This is a genomic window from Achromobacter marplatensis (assembly GCF_049060505.1).
GTDB classification, from domain to species: Bacteria; Pseudomonadota; Gammaproteobacteria; order Burkholderiales; family Burkholderiaceae_B; genus Achromobacter; species Achromobacter marplatensis_A.
On the sequence record NZ_JBMGRB010000003.1, the window covers coordinates 569,140 to 592,495 of the forward strand.

At 64.8% G+C, this 23,356-nt stretch carries 21 protein-coding genes; 14 read left to right on the top strand and 7 right to left on the bottom strand.

What is annotated here, in order from left to right; translation table 11 throughout:
* Nucleotides 1-10: 10 nt before the first annotated feature.
* Nucleotides 11-1,795, bottom strand: coding sequence for a SulP family inorganic anion transporter (locus tag ACI0FO_RS10900; RefSeq protein WP_416026549.1), 1,785 nt, complete (start codon nucleotides 1,793-1,795; stop codon nucleotides 11-13).
* A gap of 145 nt (nucleotides 1,796-1,940) precedes the next feature.
* Nucleotides 1,941-3,182 carry a CaiB/BaiF CoA transferase family protein gene (locus tag ACI0FO_RS10905; protein ID WP_416026617.1) on the bottom strand — a complete coding sequence of 414 codons (1,242 nt, stop codon included), beginning with the start codon at nucleotides 3,180-3,182 and terminating at the stop codon, nucleotides 1,941-1,943.
* Nucleotides 3,183-3,322: 140 nt separating this feature from the next.
* Here ACI0FO_RS10905 and ACI0FO_RS10910 point away from each other — a divergent pair, with 140 nt between their 5' ends.
* The 4 genes from ACI0FO_RS10910 (at nucleotide 3,323) to ACI0FO_RS10925 (ending at nucleotide 7,523) form a co-directional block, all read left to right on the top strand.
* Complete coding sequence (locus tag ACI0FO_RS10910) at nucleotides 3,323-4,171, top strand: IclR family transcriptional regulator (RefSeq protein ID WP_416026619.1); 849 nt, start codon at nucleotides 3,323-3,325, stop codon at nucleotides 4,169-4,171.
* Between the two features lie 12 nt (nucleotides 4,172-4,183).
* The gene (locus tag ACI0FO_RS10915; RefSeq protein WP_416026551.1) at nucleotides 4,184-5,374 is read left to right on the top strand and encodes an acyl-CoA dehydrogenase family protein; all 1,191 of its coding nucleotides are present in this window, start codon (nucleotides 4,184-4,186) and stop codon (nucleotides 5,372-5,374) included.
* A gap of 60 nt (nucleotides 5,375-5,434) precedes the next feature.
* Nucleotides 5,435-6,403, top strand: a complete 969-nt coding sequence (locus ACI0FO_RS10920) for a Bug family tripartite tricarboxylate transporter substrate binding protein (RefSeq protein WP_416026621.1) — start codon at nucleotides 5,435-5,437, stop codon at nucleotides 6,401-6,403.
* Nucleotides 6,404-6,488: 85 nt separating this feature from the next.
* On the top strand, nucleotides 6,489-7,523 hold the full coding sequence (locus ACI0FO_RS10925) for a CaiB/BaiF CoA transferase family protein (RefSeq protein WP_416026552.1): 1,035 nt from the start codon (nucleotides 6,489-6,491) through the stop codon (nucleotides 7,521-7,523).
* 21 nt (nucleotides 7,524-7,544) lie between these two features.
* Here ACI0FO_RS10925 and ACI0FO_RS10930 read toward each other — a convergent pair whose 3' ends face one another.
* The 3 genes from ACI0FO_RS10930 to ACI0FO_RS10940 all read right to left on the bottom strand — a co-directional run bounded on the left by ACI0FO_RS10930 (nucleotide 7,545) and on the right by ACI0FO_RS10940 (nucleotide 10,255).
* Nucleotides 7,545-8,417, bottom strand: a complete 873-nt coding sequence (locus tag ACI0FO_RS10930) for a phosphonopyruvate hydrolase (protein WP_416026554.1) — start codon at nucleotides 8,415-8,417, stop codon at nucleotides 7,545-7,547.
* An 83-nt stretch (nucleotides 8,418-8,500) separates the two neighbouring features.
* Nucleotides 8,501-9,049 (bottom strand): hemerythrin domain-containing protein, encoded by a 549-nt coding sequence (locus ACI0FO_RS10935; protein ID WP_416026556.1) that lies wholly within the window; start codon nucleotides 9,047-9,049, stop codon nucleotides 8,501-8,503.
* A gap of 51 nt (nucleotides 9,050-9,100) precedes the next feature.
* On the bottom strand, nucleotides 9,101-10,255 hold the full coding sequence (locus tag ACI0FO_RS10940; protein ID WP_416026557.1) for a D-alanyl-D-alanine carboxypeptidase family protein: 1,155 nt from the start codon (nucleotides 10,253-10,255) through the stop codon (nucleotides 9,101-9,103).
* A gap of 358 nt (nucleotides 10,256-10,613) precedes the next feature.
* On the opposite strand from ACI0FO_RS10940, the gene ACI0FO_RS10945 reads away from it, so the two are divergent.
* The 10 genes from ACI0FO_RS10945 (at nucleotide 10,614) to ACI0FO_RS10990 (ending at nucleotide 20,832) form a co-directional block, all read left to right on the top strand.
* Nucleotides 10,614-11,072: an HU family DNA-binding protein gene (locus ACI0FO_RS10945; RefSeq protein ID WP_006223514.1), complete on the top strand. Its 459-nt coding sequence runs from the start codon at nucleotides 10,614-10,616 to the stop codon at nucleotides 11,070-11,072.
* Between the two features lie 149 nt (nucleotides 11,073-11,221).
* Nucleotides 11,222-11,734, top strand: coding sequence for a MarR family winged helix-turn-helix transcriptional regulator (locus ACI0FO_RS10950; protein ID WP_416026560.1), 513 nt, complete (start codon nucleotides 11,222-11,224; stop codon nucleotides 11,732-11,734).
* A gap of 100 nt (nucleotides 11,735-11,834) precedes the next feature.
* Nucleotides 11,835-13,067, top strand: coding sequence for an MFS transporter (locus ACI0FO_RS10955; RefSeq protein WP_416026562.1), 1,233 nt, complete (start codon nucleotides 11,835-11,837; stop codon nucleotides 13,065-13,067).
* 84 nt (nucleotides 13,068-13,151) lie between these two features.
* A complete protein-coding gene (gene leuS / locus ACI0FO_RS10960; protein ID WP_416026622.1) occupies nucleotides 13,152-15,809 on the top strand; it encodes a leucine--tRNA ligase in 2,658 nt (885 codons plus the stop codon).
* Nucleotides 15,810-15,820: 11 nt separating this feature from the next.
* Entirely contained in the window at nucleotides 15,821-16,483 is a 663-nt protein-coding gene (lptE, locus tag ACI0FO_RS10965; RefSeq protein WP_416026564.1) for an LPS assembly lipoprotein LptE, read from the top strand.
* 3 nt (nucleotides 16,484-16,486) lie between these two features.
* Nucleotides 16,487-17,542 carry a DNA polymerase III subunit delta gene (holA, locus tag ACI0FO_RS10970; protein WP_416026566.1) on the top strand — a complete coding sequence of 352 codons (1,056 nt, stop codon included), beginning with the start codon at nucleotides 16,487-16,489 and terminating at the stop codon, nucleotides 17,540-17,542.
* Nucleotides 17,543-17,647: 105 nt separating this feature from the next.
* Nucleotides 17,648-18,928 carry a glutamate-5-semialdehyde dehydrogenase gene (locus tag ACI0FO_RS10975; RefSeq protein ID WP_416026568.1) on the top strand — a complete coding sequence of 427 codons (1,281 nt, stop codon included), beginning with the start codon at nucleotides 17,648-17,650 and terminating at the stop codon, nucleotides 18,926-18,928.
* A 159-nt stretch (nucleotides 18,929-19,087) separates the two neighbouring features.
* A complete protein-coding gene (locus ACI0FO_RS10980) occupies nucleotides 19,088-19,468 on the top strand; it encodes a hypothetical protein (RefSeq protein ID WP_199196834.1) in 381 nt (126 codons plus the stop codon).
* Nucleotides 19,469-19,472: 4 nt separating this feature from the next.
* A complete protein-coding gene (locus ACI0FO_RS10985; protein ID WP_416026570.1) occupies nucleotides 19,473-20,258 on the top strand; it encodes a 2-keto-4-pentenoate hydratase in 786 nt (261 codons plus the stop codon).
* Between the two features lie 31 nt (nucleotides 20,259-20,289).
* Nucleotides 20,290-20,832, top strand: coding sequence for a GNAT family N-acetyltransferase (locus tag ACI0FO_RS10990; protein ID WP_416026572.1), 543 nt, complete (start codon nucleotides 20,290-20,292; stop codon nucleotides 20,830-20,832).
* A 9-nt stretch (nucleotides 20,833-20,841) separates the two neighbouring features.
* Here the strand turns inward: ACI0FO_RS10990 and ACI0FO_RS10995 are convergent, their stop codons facing one another.
* Both ACI0FO_RS10995 and ACI0FO_RS11000 read right to left on the bottom strand, forming a co-directional pair.
* On the bottom strand, nucleotides 20,842-22,263 hold the full coding sequence (locus ACI0FO_RS10995; protein ID WP_416026573.1) for an amidase family protein: 1,422 nt from the start codon (nucleotides 22,261-22,263) through the stop codon (nucleotides 20,842-20,844).
* Between the two features lie 131 nt (nucleotides 22,264-22,394).
* Entirely contained in the window at nucleotides 22,395-23,264 is an 870-nt protein-coding gene (locus tag ACI0FO_RS11000) for a LysR family transcriptional regulator (RefSeq protein ID WP_416026575.1), read from the bottom strand.
* Nucleotides 23,265-23,356 lie beyond the last annotated feature (92 nt).

Consider the following 23,356-nt stretch of genomic DNA (forward strand, 5'->3'; position numbering starts at 1 on the left):
CGCGTCGCGGTCAGTGCTCGCTTTGCGGGCTCTGCGGCTGGCATTCCCAGAAAATCCGGGCCTTGCAGCCCGCGCAGATGGCGGGATCCAGCTTGGCATAGATGGTGTGCAGCGCCGTGGCCTTGTCCGGAAAAATATGGTCTGCGCCCAGACGATCCAGAAAGCCCGTGCGGCGCCACATATCCAGCACTTCCGGCCGCGGCCGATGGAAATACAAGTCGCCGCCCATCGCGCGCCGCGCGGCCAGTTCGTCTTCCCACACCTGCGCGCCGGCCAGATCGATGAAGTTCATGCTTTTGGCCATCACCAGCAAGTGGCGTGGCGCATCGGGCGCCGCCCGCAGCTCGTGCAGCCGCTGGGCCACGTGGGCCGCCGCGCCGAAGTAAATCGAGCCTTCCATGCGCAGTAACTTCAATTGCGGACACTCCGGCAAGGCGTCCTCTTGATGCTCCAGCACGACGAAGCGCCGGTCCAGCCCTCGGGAATCGAAGCCCATCGTGCGCATGGCCGGCCGCGACGTGCGGTGCAGATACGCCATCAGCGACAACACCGTCCCCAACAGAATCGCCACTTCCATGCGGATGGTGACCGTGGCGGCCAGCGTGGCGCCGGCAATGGCGCATTCCCCCGGCTGCATGCGGATCAATTGGCGCCAACGTGGAATATCCAGCAACGTCCACGCCACCAGCAGCAACAAGCCCGAGATCGCCGCGTTGGGGATCATTGCCAGCAATGGCGCCGACAACGCCACCAGCACCACCAGCAGCACCGCGGAAAAGACAGCGGCCAGCGGCGTCTTTGCACCCGCCTCGAAATTGGGCACGGACCGGTTCAACGATCCGCAAGACAGATAGCAAGAGAAAAACCCGCCCACGATGTTCGACAGTCCCTGCCCGGTGAATTCCCGATTGGCGTCGATGCGCTGACCCGAGCGCGTCGCGACCGCCTTGGCGATGGAGATGGATTGCGCCAGCGCCACGATCGTCAGCGCGAACGCCAGGCTGAGCAGATCGGGCAGTGTGCGCCAATCCACGCTGGGCACATGGAACGGCGGCCAGGGCTGGGCGATGGCCCCGACGACCGACACGGGCGTTGCGCCGGGCGCCACGGCCCAGTGGTTGAAGGCGGCCGCCGCCAGCGCCCCCGCCACCAATCCCAGCAACATGTAGGGCTTGCGCTTGTCCAGCCGGCGCACCAGCAACGCCACGCCCAGCGTGACCAGCGTCACCAGTAAGGCCCCTTGATGCACATCGCCGATATGCGTGCCGACGCTTACCAGCAGCGCGCCCGCTCCATGCGAAGCCGGCGACGGCAAGCCCAGCGCATCTTTCAAGGCGTGCACCGCGATCAACAGCGCCGCGCCACTGGTAAAGCCGAACAGGGCCGAAGGTGAAATGAAATGCGCCAGCGAACCCAGGCGCAGCACGCCCACCAGCCATTGCATGATGCCGACCAACACGGTCACCGCCAGCGCCAGCTGTATATAGGCGGGGCTGCCCGCGGCGGCCAACGGCGTCAGCACGGCGAACAGCGCCAGCGAGTTAGCATTGGTGGGGCCCGACATGACATGCCGGCTGGATCCGAACAGCGCCGCGACGATACAGGGAACGATAGCGGAGTAAAGGCCGTATTCCGCAGGCAGTCCGGCCAACGTGGCAAACGCCACCCCTTGCGGCAACACCAGCAGCGCCCCCAGCAGGCCTGCCGACAAGTCGGCGCGCAACGTCAACTTATTGACATCGTTCACCCATGATCCGAACAGCCGACTTGCGGCTTGCTTGCCCCCCAGCATCATCCTTTATCTATCCTTGGACATCGAGTCTTCGCCCCGGGCTCCTCGGCCCCGGATCATCCGGCACCCTCCACGGCAAGGCTGCCTAGCGTAATCCCTCGCCGTCGTGCGCGCAACGCGGTGTCTCGACATGGGGTCGGGAACAGGGCTAGATCACCCCCGCCGCACGCAGCCGCCGCAGTGCCGAGTCATCCAGGCCGAATTCCCCGTACACCTGGGCGTTATGCTCGCCCACCTCCGGTCCGGTGCGTGGCGTGGCGCACACCCTGCCCGTCACTCTCGGCACCACGCAAGGGGCGGGCACCGAGCCCAACTCCGGGTCTGGCAGGCGAATGATCGCCTCGCGCGCCTGGAACTGCGGATCCGCCAGGATATCCACGATGGTATAGGTCTTGCTGTAGGGAACTTCCGCTGCGTCCAAGACGCCAACGATCCGCGTATACAGTTGGCCGCCGAACCAGGTCGCCAACGTGGCATCCAGCTCGGCACAATGGGCTACCCGCTCCACGTTGCTGGCAAAGCGCGGGTCCTCTGCCAGATCCCTCATGCCCAACGCCGCGCACAACCGCGCGAAGATCGGATTGGACGAGGCCACCAGCGTGAAATGCACGCCATCCGCGCTGCAGTACATATTGGAGGGTGCTGTGTAACTGGCCAAATTGCCATTGCGCGCACGCACCGTGCCTTGCTGTTCGAATTCGACGGCCAGCGGATCCAGCAAGCGGAACAGCGCTTCTGTCGCCGACAGGTCAATCTCGGCGCCGTGGCCATCGGTATCAGCCCGCAGCCTGGCCACCTCGGCCACGATCGCGAACGCGCCGAACAAGCCCGCCACCACATCGCCCACGGGAAAATTCATGTGTAAGGGCATGCCCCCTTGCTCACCGGCCAGATTGGTGAATCCGCTCATGGCCTCGAAGATCCGGGCAAAACCCGGGCGGCTGCGATAAGGCCCGGTCTGGCCAAACCCCGTCAGGCGCAGCACGATCAAACGAGGATTGGCGGCCATGAGGGTGTCCGCATCCAACCCCCAGCGTTCAAGCGTACCTGAACGGAAATTCTCTACCAACACATCAAAGCCACCCAACATCTCCAGCAGCAGCGCACGGCCAGGCGGGGTGCGCACATCCAGCGTAATGCCACGTTTACCGCGGTTAGCAACTTTCCAGTACAGCGGCACGCCGTCCTTGACCGGGGCGAGCTTGCGCAGGGGGTCGCTGCCATCAGGCAATTCCAGTTTCACCACGTCGGCGCCCAGATCTGCGCACAGTGTGGCGGCGAACGGCGCCGCGAGGACGGTGGCCATGTCCAGGATACGCACGCCGCGCAGGGCGCCCGGGAACGTCTTGTCAGATGCATTGTTCAATCGAATCACTCCGCGGGGGACGATCACGGCGGATACCGTGTACGCCCCGTTATGCCTGAGCGCGAATGGCGGCGACAACGATCATTTCGCACAGCGAAACAGTGTTATCAATAGATTGACCGCCATACGGAGACCACCAGATCATGGCCACACGAAAAACCCCGATGAACCGACGCGTGCACGCCTTCCCTTCCTCCCTCCCTGTTGATGCCCCCGTTCCCGGCCTACTAGACGCGACGGACCTGAGCACAGATCGGCAGTTCGCCAACAATCTGGCGCGCGGCTTGGACGTCCTGCGGGCTTTTACGCCCAACGACCCAATGCTGGGCAACCGCGAGATCGCCGACCGCACCGGCCTGCCCAAACCCACCGTCTCCCGGCTGACCTACACGCTGACGATGCTGGGCTACCTGAGCTACGTCGAGGCGTTCCATAAATACCGGCTTGGCTCCGGCGTGCTTTCTCTGGGCTACCCGCTGCTCGCCAGCATGCGGATCCGCCAGGTCGCGCGCCCTTTCATGGAACAGATCTCTCGCGAGACCGGCTGCACGGTGAATCTGGGCATGCGCGACCGCCTCAATGTGGTGTATCTGGACACCTGCCGTGTCGACCAAGGCAACATTTATCAGCCCGACATCGGCAGCACGCGCCCGCTGCTGCCCTCGTCAATCGGGCGGGCGCTGATTCTTGGGGCGCCCGCCGCTGAACGGCAGGCCATCCTGAATCGGCTCAAAGTGGACGATCCCGCGCGCTTCACCGTCGAACGCACTTTCCTTGATGCGGACGAAAAACTGTTCCAGACGCACGGCTACTGCCACAGCGCCGGCGACTGGCACAAGGAAGTGCACGCGATCGCTGTTCCTATCCGCCAACCCAACCGCGGCGACGAAGGTGTCGCCATCAACTGCACGATGTCAGCCTACCGACTCCGCAAAGACATGCTGAAACGCGAAGTCGCGCCCCGGCTGCTAGAGGCGGTGCTGCACATCGAGCAATCCTGTGGACTGCATTAGAGGATCATTGCAATGAACCAGACGCCCCCACCGTTGAACAACTTGCTGGATGCGCTGTATCGATTCATCAAGGACGAGTGCATCCCCCTTGAAGACCACGTCGACCGACACGACGAGATCCCGGAATCAATCGTGGGGCGAATGCGCGAACTGGGCCTTTTCGGCCACAGCATTCCGACGGCATACGGCGGAGGTGGCCTCAACACGGAAGCGCTCGCCCGCGTCAATATGGTTGTCTCGCAGGCGTCGCCTGCCTTCCGTGCAAGGTTCGGAGGCAATACCGGCATCGCTTCGGAATCGCTGGTGGTCGACGGCACGCCGGAACAGAAGTCGCGCTATCTGCCGGCGCTCGCCGATGGCTCCCTCACGGGCTGCTTCGCGTTGACCGAGCCCAACGCGGGATCGGACGCCACTGCGCTCACCACGACAGCCCGGGCTGAAGGCGACCAATACGTACTCAACGGCGTCAAGTGTTTCATCACCAATGCGCCGCTAGCGAATCTGTTCACGGTATTCGCCCGCACCGACGCCGCAGCGCCCGGATCGCGCGGCATCTCGGCATTCCTTATCGAACGCGGCACGTCCGGCCTCAGGACGGGTCCCGCCCATCGCAAGATGGGCCAGCACGGCTCGCCCGTTGGCGACGTGTTCCTGGAGAACTGCCGCGTGCCAGCGTCGGCGATCGTGGGCGGCACGCCCGGTCAAGGATTCCGCACCGCGATGAAGGCGTTGAACAAGCAACGCATCAACCTGGCGGGCCTATGCATCGGTCCTGCGATCCGCTTGGTGGACGAAATGATCTACCGCGCCCGCGTCCGCGAGCAATTCGGACAGCCCATCGCGAACTTCCAGCTGATACAGCAGCTCATCGCCGAAAGCAGCACAGCAGTGCATGCGGCTCGGGCGCTGGTCCTGCAGACGGCGCGCAAGCGCGACCAGGGTGAAGACGTCACGATGGACGCCTCCATGTGCAAGCTCTTCGCCTCGGAAATGTGCGGCCGCGTGGCCGACTACGCCGTGCAGGTCTTCGGCGGCGGCGGTTACATCGCTGACAACGTCGCGGAACGCATGTACCGCGATGTGCGGCTGTTTCGCCTGTACGAAGGCACCAGCCAGATTCATCAACTGAACATCGCCAGGCTGATGATGGCCCGTGAAAGCGACCATGCGGAATTCAACCGGCAGCACCTCACCCTTGCCTGAAGCAGCTTGTTCCTGCACGGCACGCAGATCGCCGGCATGAAAAAACCAGGAGACAACCCCATGAAGCTCGCTCGATCACTGATCGCCGGAGCGCTTGCGCTCGGCCTGGCCCATACCGCCACAGCCGCCGGCTGGCCCGACCGCCCGATACGCATCGTCGTCCCTTTTACCGCCGGCGGTATCGTCGACTCGGTCGCGCGTATTGTTGCGCAGCCTTTGTCCCAGCGTTTGGGCCAACCCGTGATCGTCGAAAACAAAGTCGGCGCGGGCGGCGCAATCGGGACCGAATCCGTCGCCAAGGCCGCGCCCGACGGCTATACGCTGTTGGCGGTCAGCCCGGCCCATGCCGTACAGCCATTGGTCAGCAAGGCGGCGCGCTGGGATCCCATGCGAGACTTCCGCGGCATCGCCGGCGTGGGCGTCGTACCCAATGCAGTGGTGGTCGCTCCCGGCAGCTCCGCCAGGACGCTGCTTGATCTGCTTGAACAGGCCCGTGCCAAACCCGGCAGCGTCACTTACGGCACGGCAGGCATGGGTACGTCGAATCACCTCTCAGGCGAATTGCTTGCGCAGATGTCGGGGGTCACACTGACGCAGGTGCCCTACAAGGGGCAGCCTGAAGCCATGAACGACTTGCTGGCCGGCCGAATTTCGATGATGCCGCTGACTTCCGCGCTGGCCACCGCACACATACGCGAGGGGAAACTTCGCGCGCTGGCCATCACGACCGGCGCCCCCTCCTCGTTGTTGCCCGGCATACCCACCGTGGCCGAGGCCGCCAAGCTGCCGGGCTACGACGTCGGAGCCTGGTTCGGCTTCGTCGCCCCTGTTGCACTATCGGATGCGCTGGAAGCCAGATTATCCGACGAGTTCCTGGCCATTTTGAACACCCCCGAGGTGCGGGCCAGGTTGCAGGGACTGGGCATGGAAATAGCGCCGCAGGCGGGCAAGGATTTCGACGCCTACGTCGCGGCTGATTACTCGAAATGGGCGGACGTGCTTGCCAAAGCAGGCATTACCGCGCAGTAGGCAAGGACACCCGCCATGACGCTCCCCCTCCCCACCACAGTCGCCAGGCAGATGGCGCAATGGGTCCAACCGTTGGCGGTGCTCCATGGCTGACGCACCGCTGGCGGGCTATCGCGTGGTGGAGTTCGCCACCGTAGGCGGCATTCCCTTATGTGGCCTTATCCTGGCGCAAATGGGCGCCGAGGTCGTGCAAATACGAAACCCCGCCATGCCGGAATTGGGGGTCCCGGTACCGGAACATGCGGACATGGGACGCTGGCGCCGGCAGGTCATCGAGATTGATGTCAAACAAGCGGCGGGACACGCCGATGCGGCAAGGCTCGCCGGCCAGGCCGACGTACTGATAGAAGGCTTCCGCCCCGGCGTCATGGAACGCTTGGGGCTCGGACCCGACACGCTGCGGGCCCGGCATCCCGGCCTGATCTACGGTCGGCTGACCGGCTGGGGCCAGCACGGTCCCTGGGCGGCGCGCGCGGGCCACGACATCAATTTCGTTGCGATGTCTGGCGCTTTGCATGCCATGGGGCCAGTGGACGGACCGCCCGCCGTGCCGCTGAACCTAGTCGGCGACCTGGCCGGCGGCGCGCTCTACCTGGCGCTGGCGATCAATGCCGCACTGCTGCAACGCGAACGCGGCGGAACCGGTGGTGTCATTGACGCCGCAATGACCGACGGCGCACTGCATATGCTCAGCGGCATCTATGGCCGGTTGGCGGCAGGAATATGGACGGACCAGCCGGCATCCAATGTCATCGACGGCGGCGTGCCCTGGTATCGCTGCTACCGCTGCGCGGACGGTGGATGGATAGCGGTCGGCGCAATCGAAGAACGCTTCTATAACATCTTCGTCGGCGCCCTGGGCATCCCCCTCCGGACCCTGCCGCCCCGAGCCGACAAGGCTCGTTGGCCTGAACTGGAACAGCTATTTGCAAGGCAGTTCGCTTCCCAACCCCGCAGGCATTGGGAAGCGGTCTATGCCCCGTTGGACGCCTGCGTCACGCCGGTATTGACGCTGGCGGAAGCCCCTGCGCACCCGCAGCATTTGCAACGGCAGCGGTTCGAAGACATGGGCCGCGGCGTTTTCGCCCCCGGCTGGTTCTGGAACGCCGATGCCGAATGAGCCGCCCCGTCGCCGCATCGCCTACTTCAGATAGCGGCGCTCAAGTTCGCGCATGCCGGCGTCGCCCTGCAAGACGATGATTTCCTTGACCGTCGGCAATCCGGCGTCCACGGCATGGATGCCGCCGTCCTGACGGATGCGCGCGAACACGTCGCGCATCGCGCCCACGGCGGCGCGGATGGCGTGGTTGCCGTAGATCACCAGGCCCACCTTGCCCAGCGCCTGAATATCCGATTCGCGCAATTGCGGATACGCGGTCGGCACCAGCACCAGCGGCACGCGCCCCGCCCAAGCGTGGGCGAAGGACAGGATTTCGTCCGGTGTGGTTTGCTTGGAATGGATCAGGATGGCGTCGGCGCCCGCTGCCTCATAGGCATGCGCCCGGGCCAGCGCTTCTTGCTGGCCCAGCCCGGCGATCAGGGCTTCGGTCCGGGCGATCACGCAGAAATCCGGATCGCGCCGCGCGGCGCAAGCGGCTTCGACTTTGCCCTGGAATTCCTCCACGCGCACCAGCTCCTGCCGGCCGTCCGCTCGCAAGCTGGTGTCTTTGGGAAAGGTCTTGTCTTCCATCACCACGGCCGACACGCCCGCCGCTTCGTACTGCGGCAGCATGTAAGACACGTTGATGGCGTTGCCGAACCCCGTGTCGATGTCGGCGATGACGGGCACCGCGACCGTGGCCGCAATGGCCCGCATCATATCCAGATGCTGCGACGCGGAAAGAATGCTGGCGTCAGGCACGGCATAGCTTGCCGAGAGTTCAAAGCCGCTGCCCCAGATGGCATCGAACCCGGCCTCGGCTGCCAGGCGGGCCGACATCGGGTTATGCGCGGACATGGCGTGCATCAAGCGGGAATCCTGCAATTTCTGGCGGAATACGCGGTGGCGGCTCATGGCGTGAATGCGGAAATTCCGACGCCCGATGCGCCGGCTACAGGCATCGTAGCGCCAATCGCGGCCGGTATGGCCGCCACGTTTCAGCCCGCGTCGCCCCCTCGCCGCGCCTTCATCGCCTGCCCGATGACCGCCAGCGCATCATCGGAAATCAGCCGCGCAGCCATCGGCAGCAGCTCGTCTTCTTCGCGCCGGATATGCGCCGCATAAGCCTGAACGAACGCTTCGGCCTGTACCGGCGGCAAGACCGCGGGCCGCCCCCCGGCGACCTCGGACAACACCTGCCGCAGCGGCGTCCACAGCGCTGCCAGGCGGCGATGATCGGCCATCAGGCCTTGCACCAGCGCGTGCAGGCAGCCCGCATCGGACCCCGCCATCGATTCGAGCAGGGCCGGAAAGAGATCCTCTTCCTCGTCTTCGTGGTGGTGCGCGGCGGCCGTGTCGAAATAGCGGACGACGGCGGCGGCGGCCGTCTGCGCGGCGGCGTCGCTACCATGCGCGGGCAGATGCGCCGCCAACCGCATCAGCGTGGCGCATTGGCGCGATATGCGGCCATGGCAGGCGGATAGCAACGCCAGCGGATCCTCCGCCCCCGGCGCGGGCGCCGGACCTCCAGGAAAGCTCACCGCCATCACCCACCTCCTTGCCGCGATCCGCATCACATGCCCGAGGGCATGCCCAGGTCAACTTGAATGGCCGCGCCACCACAAACGCACGGAATCCCAGGCGCGGCCGGCGAAACCTGCCTCGGCCACCGGCTCCAGCGCCACCACCGGGAACTGCATCGACGGCTTGCCGTCCACCAGCACCCGCAACGCGCCCACCGTGTCCTGGGCCGCGATTGGCGCCATCAAGGGCTCGTGCGGCGTCCAGATCGGCTCCACTTTGGCGCCCGCGGGCACGGTCACATAGGCATCCCGCGAAAAACCGGCCTTCAGGCTGTCGCTTTCGCCCTTCCAGACTTCAGGCGTGGCCACGGCTTGGCCGCGCGCGTACAGCTTGATGGTATTGAAGCCCTGAAAGCCCCATTCCAGCAACTCCCGGCTTTCCTGGGTCCGCACTTTATCGGACGCCGTGCCCACCACCACGGTGATCAGCCGGCGTTGGTCCGCGCCGTTGGGCCGGCGCGCCGTCGCCACGATGCAATACCCCGCAGCGTCGGTATGGCCCGTCTTCAGCCCGTCCACGCTGGGGTCCAGCCACAGCAGCCGGTTCCGGTTGGGCTGGGTAATCTTGTTGAAGGTGAACTGCTTGGCGGAATCGTAGGTCTTGTACAGGTCGGGGTAATCGCGGATGAAGCGCGTGGCCAGGACGGACAGGTCGCTGGCCGTGGAATACGTGCCCGGATCCGGCAGGCCGTGCGGGCTGGCGAAATGCGTCGCATGCAGCCCCAGCCGCGCCGCCGTGTCGTTCATTCGCGCGACAAAAGCCTCGACGCTGCCCGATACCGCTTCGGCCAACGCAATGGCCGCGTCATTGCCGGACTGGATCATCAAGCCGCGCAGCAGTTCGTCCACCGACACCTTGGAGCCCGGCTCCAGGAACATCTTGGAGCTGCCCGCCGGCACTTTCCATGCGCGCGTTGAAATCACGACCAACTGGCCGGGCGTGACCTCTTTCTTGTTCAACGCCTCGAAAACAACGTAGGCCGTCATGATCTTGGTCAGCGACGCGGGTTCGATCCGCGCGGTGGCCGCATGCGACGCGATCACTTGCCCGCTGGTCTCGTCCAGCAGCAGCCAGGCTTTGGCCGACAGCACCGGCTGGGGCATCGGCTGCGCCATCGCGCTCGACATGCACGCCGTCGCAACGAGCAGGCCCGCTGCAAACTTCTTCATCAACAACATATAAGAGCTTCAATCCATGCTTGGGTTGTTCCCGCGCGGAAACGAGCGCCAATCAGCCTGAGCAACAGGCCTGCGTTCAACAATATCCCCGCGCGCCGCACGCAATTGGAACACGCCCGGCGCCGTTGGTTCAGTGACGCGATGTCCCGCAAAAATAGGCGTTGAATGTCACGACCTATTGCAGAAGCCCTTGCAGCAAGCACTTTCTGTGTCGAAAACAACAAACAGTGGCTTAAAACCCGCGAGAAAGCCGCAAGAACTTCAAGTCTTCCGCTATCATCGGGCGCGTAGCGTTAAAAGCCGATACCCGGCGCGCGCTGCTCCATGTCCTCAACTACGGATTTTGACCATGGCCACGAAAGCAAAAGCTCCTGCCAAGAAAGTCACCAAGCCCGCCGTCAAGGCGCCCGCAAAGAAGGCAACCGCCGCCAAACCCGCTGTGAAGCCCGCAGCAAAGAAGGCCGTCGCCGCCAAGAAGGTCGCTGCTGCACCCAAGGCCATCAAGGCTGCCCTGAACAAGACCCAACTGGTTGCCTACATCGTTGAGCAATCCGGCGTTGAAGCCAAGGCCGTCAAGGCCGTCCTGGCCAGCCTGGAAACCTCGGTGCTGGGTTCCGTGGACAAGAAGGGCGCTGGCGAATTCACGCTGCCCGGCCTGTTCAAGGTTGCCGTGCAGAAGGTTCCGGCCAAGGCCAAGCGCTTCGGCAAGGATCCGTTCACTGGCGTCGAGCGCTGGTTCCCCGCCAAGCCGGCTTCGGTCAAGGTGAAGGTTCGCCCGCTCAAGAAGCTGAAGGACGCCGCGCAGTAATTCGCGCGAGTATCCGGTCAAGCCGGAAGGGCCCGCCTCGAAAGAGGCGGGCCCTTCTTTTTTGCCGCGTGCTTTGCGCAGGCTCGGAATCTGCTGTTAAAATTTATCTTAACGTTAAGAAACTTCATATCGAAACAATCAGATTTTCCATGAATGACCTTGTCGATCAGGTGATCTCGCAATGGAACGCGGAATGTCCCAACCTGGACTTCGGCGCCATGACGGTGGTCGCCCGCGTGTTCCGCTTGAACGCCTTTGCCGCCCGCAATGTGAACCGCAGCTTCCGCCGCTACAACCTGCACCAGGGCGAATTTGACGTGCTGGCCACGCTGTACCGCACCGGCGCCCCCCATGCCATGAATCCGCAGAGGCTGGTCGATGCCCTGCTGCTGACCTCCGGCGCCATGACCAACCGGATAGACCGCCTTGAACAAGCGGGCCTGCTCGTGCGCACCCCCAATCCCGACGACCGGCGCGGCATCATTGTGTCGCTCACCACGGAAGGACTGCGCGTGATCAAGCTGGTTTTGAAAGACTATCTTAAAGACCTGAACGACCTGCTGGATCCGCTATCGCCGGCCGAACGCAAGCAAATGGCCGGGTTGCTGAAAAAGCTGCTGATCAAACACGACCAGGACACACCGGGCGGCATCGACGCCTGACGCCGGGCCCGCGTTTTTCTGCTTTTTCTTCTGCTTTTCTCTCCTGGGTTTGCCCTGCCCGACGCCGGCACGCCCTCGCATCCCCTGCCGCCAGCCACCCATGACTCCTGCTTCACCCGCCAAAACACCCTCTGCCGCAACGCCAGTGCTGACCGCGCCGATCGTCCTGCTGATGTCGGTCGCCACCGGCCTTGCCGTGGCCAGCAATTACTACGCCCAACCGCTGTTGCACACGATTGGCCAGCAGTTTTCGTTGTCTAACGCGACGGCCGGCGCCATCGTCACCACCGCGCAGCTCAGCTACGCGCTGGGACTGATGCTGCTGGTGCCCCTGGGCGACATGTTCGAACGCCGCAGCCTGATCGTGCTGATGACGCTGCTGTCGGCGGGCGGCTTGCTGATTTCGTCCTTCGCGACCAGCATCGCCGTCCTGCTGATCGGCACCGCGCTGACCGGCATGCTGTCCGTCGTCGCCCAGATCCTGGTGCCGTTCGCCGCCACGCTTGCGGCGCCGCACGAACGAGGCAAAGCGGTAGGCACCGTGATGAGCGGTCTGCTACTGGGCATTCTGCTGGCCCGTACCGTGGCCGGCGCGCTGGCCGACATGGGTAGCTGGCGGACCGTGTACTGGGTAGCGGCCATCCTGATGACGGGCATGGCCGTTGCCCTGTGGCGCCTGCTTCCGCGCTACCAGAGCCCGACGTCGATGAGCTACCCACGGCTATTGGGCTCTATCCTGCGCATGTTCATCGAAGAACCGCTGTTCCGCGCCCGGTCGCTGCTGGGCTTCCTGCTGTTCGCCGGCTTCAGCATGCTGTGGACGCCGCTGACCTTCCTGCTGGCAAGTCCCCCCTATGGGTACAGCAACACCACCATCGGATTGTTCGGCCTGGCGGGGGCGGCGGGCGCCTACGCCGCCAACCGGTTCGGCCGCCTGGCCGATCGCGGCCTGGGCAACCTGGCCACCCGAGCCGGCCTGGTATTGCTGCTGGGATCCTGGGGCCTGATGGCATTCGGCCAGGCCTCGGTGATCGCGCTGCTTGCGGGCATCCTGGTCCAGGATCTGGCCATCCAGGGCGTTCATGTCACCAATAGCAGTGCCCTCTACCGCCTGCGCCCCGAGGCCCGCAGCCGCCTGACCGCCGGCTATATGACCTGCTACTTCATCGGCGGGGCGGCCGGTTCACTGGTATCGTCCTGGCTTTACGCCCATTTTGGCTGGCCCGGCGTGGTCACCGCGGGCGCCGTCCTGGGCGTTGTTACGTTGGCATATGGCGCCTTGTCGCCCAGTGCGCGCATCCCGGAAACGGCTCCGTCCCCTGCCCGCGCCTAGCACCTCCTATAATCAGGGGTTTTGACCGCCACCGCGTTCGCGCGGCAGGGCGGCTCACCCTTTTTTGCCACCGTGCCCGAGCCCATGCAGGAACGTTACCTCCCCACTACCGTCGAAGCGGCCGCCCATCAAGACTGGCAGGCCCGCGACGCCTATCTGGTCCACGAACACGCGAAGAACGCCGACGGCTCCGAAAAGCCGAAGTTCTACGCCTGCTCGATGCTGCCCTACCCCAGCGGCAAGCTGCATATGGGCCACGTGCGCAACTACACCATCAACGACATGATGGCGCGCCAGCTGCGCATGCGTGGCTATAACGTCCTGATGCCCATGGGTTGGGACGCCTTCGGCATGCCGGCGGAAAATGCCGCCATCAAATCCAAGGTGCCCCCGGCCAAATGGACCTACGACAACATCGCTTATATGAAGAAGCAGATGAAGGCGATGGGTCTGGCGATCGACTGGACGCGCGAAATGTGCGCCTGCGATCCTCAGTACTACAAGTGGAACCAGTGGCTGTTCCTGAAGATGCTGGAAAAGGGCGTGGCCTACCGCAAGACTCAGGTCGTGAACTGGGATCCGGTAGACCAGACCGTGCTGGCCAACGAACAAGTCATCGACGGCCGCGGGTGGCGCTCTGGCGCGCTGGTTGAAAAGCGCGAGATCCCCGGCTATTACCTGCGCATCACCGATTACGCGGACGAACTCCTGGGCGCCGTCCAGAATGACCTGCCCGGCTGGCCCGAGCGTGTTCGCCTGATGCAGGAAAACTGGATCGGCAAGTCCGAGGGCCTGCGCTTCGCCTTCCCGCACAAGATCGCTGGCCACGACGGCCAACTGATCCAGGACGGCAAGCTGTACGTCTTCACCACCCGCGCCGACACCATCATGGGCGTGACGTTCTGCGCCGTGGCGCCGGAACACCCGCTGGCTACGCACGCCGCGCGCAACAATCCGCAGCTGTCGTCGTTTATTGAACAATGCAAGCTGGGCGGCACGACCGAGGCCGAAATGGCCACGCGTGAAAAAGAAGGCATGCCCACCGGCCTGTTTGTCACGCACCCGGTCACGGGCGCCGAAGTGGAAGTCTGGGTCGGCAACTATGTGCTGATGACCTACGGTGATGGCGCCGTCATGGGCGTGCCCGCGCACGATGAACGCGATTTCGCCTTCGCCAAGAAATACGACCTGCCCATCGTCCAGGTCGTGGGCGTCGCCGGCAAGGACTATTCCACCGACGCCTGGCAGGAATGGTATGGCGACAAGCAGTCCGGCCGCACCATCAATTCCGGCAAGTACGACGGCCTTACCCACAAGGAAGCCGTGGACGCCATCGCGGCCGACCTGGGCGCCCTGGGCTTGGGCGAAAAGCAGACCACCTGGCGTTTGCGCGACTGGGGCATCTCGCGCCAGCGCTACTGGGGCACGCCGATCCCCATCATTCACTGCGCGGATTGCGGCCCCGTCCCGGTCCCTGAAAAAGACCTGCCAGTTGTCCTGCCCGACGACCTGATCCCCGACGGCAGCGGCAATCCGCTGGCCAAGAACGAAGCCTTCTTGTCCTGCGCCTGCCCGAAATGCGGCAAGCCCGCGCGCCGCGAAACGGACACGATGGACACGTTCGTGGACTCGTCCTGGTACTTCATGCGCTACACATCGCCTGGCAATAACGACGCCATGGTCGACCCGCGCAATGACTACTGGATGCCGATGGACCAGTACATCGGCGGCATCGAGCACGCCGTGCTGCACTTGCTGTACGCCCGTTTCTGGACCAAGGTCATGCGCGACATGGGCTTGCTCAACTTCGACGAGCCCTTCACCAAGCTGCTCTGCCAGGGCATGGTGCTGAACCACATCTATTCGCGCAAGACGCCCCAGGGCGGCATCGAATATTTCTGGCCCGAAGATGTCGAAAACGTCTATGACGATCGCGGCGCCATCACCGGTGCCAAGCTGAAGTCGGACGGCTCGGCCATCACCTACGGCGGCGTGGGCACCATGTCCAAGTCGAAGAACAACGGCGTCGATCCGCAATCGCTGATCGACACGCTGGGCGCCGACACGGCCCGCCTGTTCGTCATGTTCGCCAGCCCGCCCGAGCAGACCCTTGAATGGTCCGACTCCGGCGTCGAAGGCTCGAACCGCTTCCTGCGCCGCCTCTGGTCGATCAGCTATGCCCGCCGCGACGCCGTGGCGCGCGGTCTGGCCCACGGCGCCGACTGGTCGCAGGCCCAGGCCGCCGTCAAGGATCTGCGCCGCGAGGTCTACACGCTGCTCAAACAGGCCGATTACGACTACCAGCGCATCCAGTACAACACCGTCGTGTCCGCCTGCATGAAAATGCTGAACGCCATCGACGACGCCAAACTGTCCGAAGACGCCGCGTCCGACGCCGCCTACGCCGAGACCCTTGGGGTGCTGCTGCGTGTGCTGTATCCCGTCGTTCCGCACATCACCTGGCACCTGTGGCAAGACCTTGGCTATGCCAAGGAACTGGGCGACCTGCTGGACGCGCCGTGGCCGCATGTGGACGAAGCCGCGCTGATCGCGGACGAAATCGAATTGATGCTCCAGGTCAACGGCAAGTTGCGCGGCTCGATCCGCGTGGCCGCCGCCGCTGCTCGCGAAGACATCGAAAAGCTCGCCGCCAGCCAGGAAGAAGTCACCCGCTTCCTGGAAGGCCGCCCGCCCAAGCGCGTTATCGTGGTTCCGGGCAAACTGGTCAACGTCGTAGGCTGATGAGGTCAAGCATGTACTTCGCCGGGCAACAAACGCACTCCTCCCGCCAATCCTGGCTGCTGCGCGGCGCCTGCCTGGCGCTGTTCATGCTGCTCTCCGCCTGCGGTTTCGCATTGCGGGGAGTCACCCCGATGCCGTTCAACACCCTGTATGTCGGCATACCCGACAGCACCCAGTTCGGCGCCGACGTGCGCCGATCGCTGCGCGCGGCCTCGCCTGATACGAAGCTGGTGAACAGTCCCAAGGAAGCGCAGGCGATCCTCCAGCAGGTTTCCGACACGCGCACGCTGCGCGAGGTCTCGCTGAACGCCCAAGGCCGTGTCGAGGAATACGAACTCGGCATCAACTACACGTTCCGTCTGATCGACAACAAGGGACGCGCGCTGATCCCCGACACCACGCTGTCGATCTACCGCGAAATGCCCTACGACGATCAGGTCGTGCAAGCCAAGCAAGGCCAGATCGAGACCCTGTACAAGGCCATGCAGCGCGACCTCGTCTCCCGAGTGCTGCGCCGCATGACCGCGCCCGACGTGCGTCGCGCATTCGAGAACGCCGAAGAACGCGGCGAAAACGGCGAAATTCCGCTGTACGACCCGAATGCGCCGCAACCGCAGCGCACGCCCACGCCGTGGCAGACGCCGTCCACCACTGACCCGGCCATCCTCCGCTAGCCCATGGCACAGTCTCTGGACGCGGACCGGCTGGCCGAACATCTGCAGCGGCCGGGCAACCGGCTCGCCGCGATGTACACGGTATCGGGCGACGAGCCCCTGCTGGTGACTGAAGCGGTTGACGCGCTGCGCGCCTCGGCGCGCAGCGACGGCTATACCGAACGGCTGTCCATGGTGATGGACGCCCGCAGCGACTGGAGCGCGGTTACCGCCGCCACCCAAAGCGTCTCGCTGTTCGGCGACCGCCGCATCCTTGAAATCAAGATCCCCACCGGCAAGCCCGGAAAATCCGGCGCCGACACCTTGGCCAAGCTCGCCGAGCAGGCCGAGAAACAGCCCGATGCGGACACCCTGGTCCTGATCGCCCTGCCCCGGCTGGACAAGGCCACCCGCGAAAGCCGCTGGGTCCAGGCCCTTGCCCGCGGCGGCGTGATGGTCGACATCGCCAATATCGAGCGCGGCCGGCTCCCGGCCTGGGTCGGGATGCGGTTGGCGCGCCAGAACCAGCGCGCCGACGGCGCCACGCTGCAATGGATGGCGGACAAGGTCGAAGGCAACCTGCTGGCCGCTCACCAGGAAATCCAGAAACTCGGGCTGCTCTATCCTGAAGGCCAACTGGCATCGGAAGACGTTGAACGCGCCGTGCTGAACGTCGCCCGCTACGACGTCTTCGGCCTGCGCGACGCCATGCTGGCCGGCGATATTTCCCGCACTATCCGCATGATCGACGGCTTGCGCGCCGAAGGCGAAGCGCTGCCGCTGGTGCTATGGGCGGTCGGCGAAGAAATCCGCCTGCTGGCCCGCGTCGCGGAGGCGCGCGCGCTGGGGCAGGACGTCAGCGGCCTGATGCGCCGGCTGCGCATCTTTGGCGCGCACGAACGGCTGGCGTTGCAAGCGCTTGGGCGGGTACAGCCCAACGTTTGGCCGGCCGCGGTGCAGCACGCCCATGACGTCGACCGTCTGATCAAGGGCCTTTCCGTGCCCGGTCGCCTGTCCGACCCCTGGGAAGAAATGACCCGGCTGGCGCTGCGCGTGGCCGCCGCCGGCGGACGACCGTGAAGGCGGCATTGCCGCCGCCTTCGCCTTGCTACCGCCCCCCTACGCCCGGCTATCCCGCCGGATATACACTGAATCTTTAGACGGCGCCTACGCCGCCCCCACTCCATGATCGACGCCGCCATGTCTTCGTCCTCCATCGAACACGCCATGCTGACCCTGGGCGAGAATGCCCGCCGCGCTTCGCGCGCCATGATGCGGGCCAATAGCGCCGCCAAGAACAAGGCGCTGCTGGCGATGGCCGATGCCCTGGCCGCCAGCCACGACGAGCTGAAGGCCGCAAACGAAAAAGACGTTGCCGCCGCCCGCGCCAACGGCCTGGAAGCCGCTTTGCTGGACCGCCTGACGCTGTCCGACAAGACCCTTGCCCACATGGCCGAGGGACTGCGCCAGATCGCCGCCCTGCCCGATCCGATCGGCAGCATCACCGCCACCACCGTGCGCCCCAACGGCATGCGCGTGGCCCAGATGCGCGTTCCGCTGGGCGTGATCGGCATCATCTACGAATCGCGCCCCAACGTCACAATCGATGCCGCCGCGCTGTGCCTGAAGTCCGGCAACGCCGCCATCCTTCGCGGCGGTAGCGAAGCGCTTCATTCGAATATCGCGCTGGGCCGCGTGGTGCAGACCGGCCTGGCCGCCGCCGGCCTGCCGCCAGACGCCGTGCAGGTCGTGGCCACGGCCGACCGCGCCGCCGTGGGCAAGCTCATCACCATGACCGAGCATATCGACGTCATCGTGCCGCGCGGTGGCAAGGGCCTGATCGCTCGCCTGTCGCAAGAAGCGCGCGTGCCGCTCATCAAGCACCTGGATGGCAATTGCCATATCTACATCGACGCGGCAGCCGATCCCGACAAGGCGCACAGCATCGCGTTCAATGCCAAGACCTACCGTTACGGCATCTGTGGCGCCATGGAAACGCTGCTGGTCGACGCCGTGGCCGCCGTGTCCATCTTGCCCGCACTGGCCGCCGCCTTCATCGAGCATGGCGTCGAACTGCGCGGTTGCCCGCGCACGCTCGCCCTGCTGCCGCACATCACCCCGGCCACGGAAGAAGATTGGGGCACGGAATACCTGGGCCCGATCCTGGCCGTGCGCATCGTCGACACGCTGGACGATGCCATCGAGCACATTGCGCGCTGGGGTTCCGGCCACACTGATGCGATTGTCACGGAAGACCTGTCGTCCGCGCAGCGCTTCCAGCGCGAGGTCGATTCCAGCTCGGTCTACGTGAATCTGCCGACCTGCTTTGCCGATGGCTTCGAATACGGGCTGGGCGCCGAGATCGGTATCTCCACGAACCGCCTGCATGCCCGCGGCCCGGTCGGCCTTGAAGGCCTGACTACGCTGAAATGGGTGCTAAGCGGCGAAGGCCAGACGCGCGGCTAACCTCCGCCGCCGCGGGCGCCGGGGCGGCCTTGGGCGCCTCCCGCATCGCTGACGCAGCCCTGAACACGGAGCGGCGTCAAGCCTTCTACAATATGGCCAGGATTTCCCCAGGCTTTTTATCATCCCGACGCGGCACGCCGCGCACTCTCGAGACCCCCCATGCATTCACCCGTCATGGCCATGGCCTTCAGCCTATTCGTGCTCTGCTTTATCACCTGCTCGATCAGCGGCATCGTGTTGTTCTTCTTCAAAAGCAAGCAGATCAACGCCACGCTGAAACACCCATACCTGCAGCACCGCCCGTTCAAGCAATACCCGCTGTCCATCCAGGCAGCCATCATGCTTGATTACTTTTTCCGCCTGATGTTCCCCGGCACCCGCGTCTGGTTGATTGGCAATGCCAACGACCTGCTCGGCCATGTCGATCCCAAAAAGACGCCCCTGGCGTTGAAGTGGCCCATCGTCGGGTTCTGGGGCTCGTGCTGGTTGGGTCTTATCGCCATGATCGTGCTGTGGATCATGCTCTATCTGGGAACCTGACCCCATGCAGATCAGAATCGAAGACTATCCTGGCAGCCTGGAAGCGGCCCGCACCTTGATCGCCGCGCGCGATGCCGGCATCGCCGGCCCACGGCTGCCCGCCGCTTGCCGTCCGCAGTCGCTCGGCCAGGCGTTCGCCGTGCAGCAGCGCACCGCCCAATTGCTGCAAGAGACCCGACAAGACGGCATCGCTGCCTGGAAAAGCGCCCTGCCATCGCCGGAAAAAACCGTGGTGGCGCCGATCTACGCGTCAAACGCGGCCTACGCCGAAGCAGGTCCCATTCCCAGCCGCACGGCCATCGTGCGCATCGAACCCGAAATTGCGTTCGAGCTGGCCCATGACCTGCCGGCGCGCGACACGCCTTACTCCGAAGCCGACGTCGACGCGGCGATCAGCGGCGCGCGGCTTGCGCTGGAAGTCCTGGGTTGCCGTTATGCTTGCCCCGAACATGTCAGCTTGCCCGAACTGCTGGCCGATCATATGTTCAATCAGGGCATCGTGCTGGGTCCTCGCATCGCCTCGCCCGAAGCGGCTCCTGCCAGCATGAGCCTGACCCTGGCGGTCGACGGCCAGGAAGTCGAACAGCATGCCGGTTTCCACCCGAACGGCCACCCCAAGGCAGGGCTGTATTGGCTGGCGAACTTCCTGCGTGAGCAAGGCTTGGGCCTGCGTGCGGGCCAGCACGTGATTACGGGCTCTTATGCCGGTTTCCTGGACGTACCCGCCAATCAAAATATCGAAATTACGTATGGCGACCTTGGCGTGCTGCGCCTGAGGTTCCGCCAGTAAGCCGCCACACATCCACACCAGAGCTCGCCTTATGCTGACGCTGCGCCCGTTCGAAAATTCAGATTTTCCTTTGCTGGCCAGTTGGTTCACGAGCCTGCCCGAGGTGGTGCAATGGGGTGGCTCGCACCTGTCGTTCCCGCTGGCGCCAGCAGAGATGATCGACATGCTGACGCAAGGGCGGACACACCCGCCCAGCCGCCGCTGCTGGATGGTTTACCGTGACGGCACACCCGTCGGCCATGCACAGTTGGCATACGACTGGCGCGACGGCAATGCCCGCTTGGGCCGCGTCGCCATCGCCCCTGCCGAACGCGGACAGGGTCTTGCGCGGCCGATGGTCACGCTGATGATCGAAGAAGCCTTCCAGACGCCCGGCATCGAGCGCCTGGAGCTGAACGTCTACATGTTCAATACCCCCGCCATCCGCACATACCAAGCGCTGGGTTTCACCATGGAAGGCGTCAGGCGGTCGTCCACCCGCGCGGGCGATGAGCGTTGGGACACCGGCATGATGGGATTGCTGCGCAGCGAGTGGCAAGCAGCCACGCCCGCCCCCGCCCCAGCGCCCGATTGACCCAGTGACCTAGCGCGGCTCCGGCTCCGGCTCCGCGATGCTGACGGGTTCTCCGGCGGCTTCAATTACTTCGCCTGCCGCCAGGCACAGGTCTTCCCGGTAACGCCCCGCCACGATCTGCACGCCGACCGGGCTTTGCCCCACGCTGCTCATGGCGCGCCCCATCGCCACCGACAACGCGGGCAAACCCATGAAGGGCACGCCGATCTGGGTCATCTGCGCCCGCCACACACGGGCATAGGCGGCATCGCCCTGCAGGTCAAGGTTGTCCGGAAACGGCAGTTCGGCCGACACCGGCAATAGCAGAATGGGATATTCCGCGAAGAACATCTCCCACAAGCGTGTGAGCGTCGCGCGACGCGTCAGCACGGCAGAAAAGCTGTTCAAGTCTGCGCCCGCGGCCTTATCGCGCTGACCACGCAACGCGACCAGCGCCCCCGGGTCGCCTTCCTTTTCGGCGGCAGCCAACATGCCGTCATAGCCGTCCGCCATCCACATGCGAATCTGAAGATCAGCGGCCTCTTGCAGCGGCGGAAGCGAATCCAGCGTGTCTACCGTCCAGCCGGCCTCGGTCAGCCTGCGCGCGGCTTCCTGCAACGCCTTCACCACTGCGGGTTCGGTTTCCATGCCTTCAGGGTTCACGCACAGCGCGGCACGCCGGGGCACATCCGGCCCCACCAACGGCGCGGGCACCCACCAGGAGTCTCGTGGGTCGGCTGCCGACAACGCCGCCAACCCCAAGCGCACATCGGCGATCGTGCGGCCCAACGGCCCCGACACGGCCGTCAGTTGCCCCCCAATCGAACGCTCTGGCAACGCGGCGTTGTAGGCAGCCACGCGGCCCAGCGATGGGCGCAGCCCATGCACGCCGCACGCATAGGCGGGATAGCGGATGGATCCGGCGATGTCCGTGCCGTGCGCCAGATGCCCGATGCCAGCGGCGACCGCCGAGGCCGCGCCCCCTGATGAGCCTCCCGGCGTCAGCGCGGCGTTGCGGGGATTGCGCGTCTGGCCATGCACCAGGTTGCTTGTGAACCAGCGCAACGAAAACGCCGGCGTGTTGGTGCGGCCCAGGATCACTGCGCCGGCCCGCCGCAAGTTGTCGACGACGGGGCTGTTGACGGCCGCGATCAGGTCCTTCTGCAGCTTGACGCCATTGGTGGTGGCATAGCCCGCCTGGTCCACATTGACCTTCACGGTAACGGGCACGCCGGCCAACATGCCAGGGTCTTCCCCGCGCGCCAAGGCGGCATCCACCGCCGCCGCTTGGTCCAGCACGTCTTCGGGACGGTGGTCGACCACCGCATTGACTGCAGGATTCGCGGCATTCAGCCGCTCCAGCGCGCTATGCGCCGCTTGCACGGCGGACACATCGCGATTGCGAATACGGGTGGCAAGCTCAACTGCGGATAAACGCCAGATTTCGGACACGCGTCACTCCTGAGGGATAGTTTTGGTACCCACCTTAGCGCCTGCAGCGCCCGTCCACAAGCCACGGTTTGCCGCAATTGCGCCGCCCGTCCGGCGTATTCCTTGTCCAGCCCTTGTTTGCCCCGCTTTCACTATGCGTCGGTTTCAAAGACATCCACGATCGCGTCCGCCACCGCCCGCACGCGGGCCGTGCGGTTCAGGTCGCCGTGCATCACCAGCCACAAATCGTAGGGTTCACTGCGGGCGGGCCAAATGCGGACAAGCTCGGGATAGTCCGCGGCCATGTGCGTCGGCACCTCGCCTATCCCCAGGCCGGCCGCCACCGCCTCGATGATCATCAGCCCGGAATTCAGTTCGATCGCCACATGGCCATTGCCCGTGGGTTCGCCGCAAAAGGTGTCCGACCAGCCCGGCAGCACCGACTGCTGATAGGTCACCAGCGCATGGCCGGCGAATGCCGTGCCCGGCCGCGGTTCGCCATGCCGGGCCAGATAGCCGCGCGACGCGTACAGCCCCACTTCCTTGCGCGCCAAATGGCGTTGAATCAAGTCCGGGCTGTCGGGCTTCACATTGCGGATCGCCAGGTCCGCCTCTCGCCGCGTCAAGTTACTGATCTGGATCGACGCGGAAAGCACCACCCGGATGTCCGGATGCTGGGCATGCACCCGCCGGACCGCCTCCATGATGAAGTAGCTCGCCACCGTTTCAGAAGCGGCCACTCGCACTACCCCGGACAAGCGGTGGTCCAGGCCCTGCATCTGCCGCTGTAGCTGGTCGGCCGCCTGCTCCATGCGTTCGGCGGCGGCAAACGCCAGCTCGCCCGCCGCGGTAGGCACATAGCCGCCCGGCGTGCGCAGGAACAGCCTCGCATCCAGCGAAGACTCCAACGCCGCCAGGCGACGGCCGGCAGTCGCCTGGTCAATTTGCAGCAAGGCGGCCGCGCCCCGCAATGTGCCGACGCGATAAATAGCCAGGAATATCCTGGCGTTGTCCCAGTCCATGACGCCCTTTGTCTACCGCGTCGCGCGGCCTCACATGATGCAATTTTGCATGACTATAAAGCAGTTATACGGCTTTTTTGCATCAACAGAAA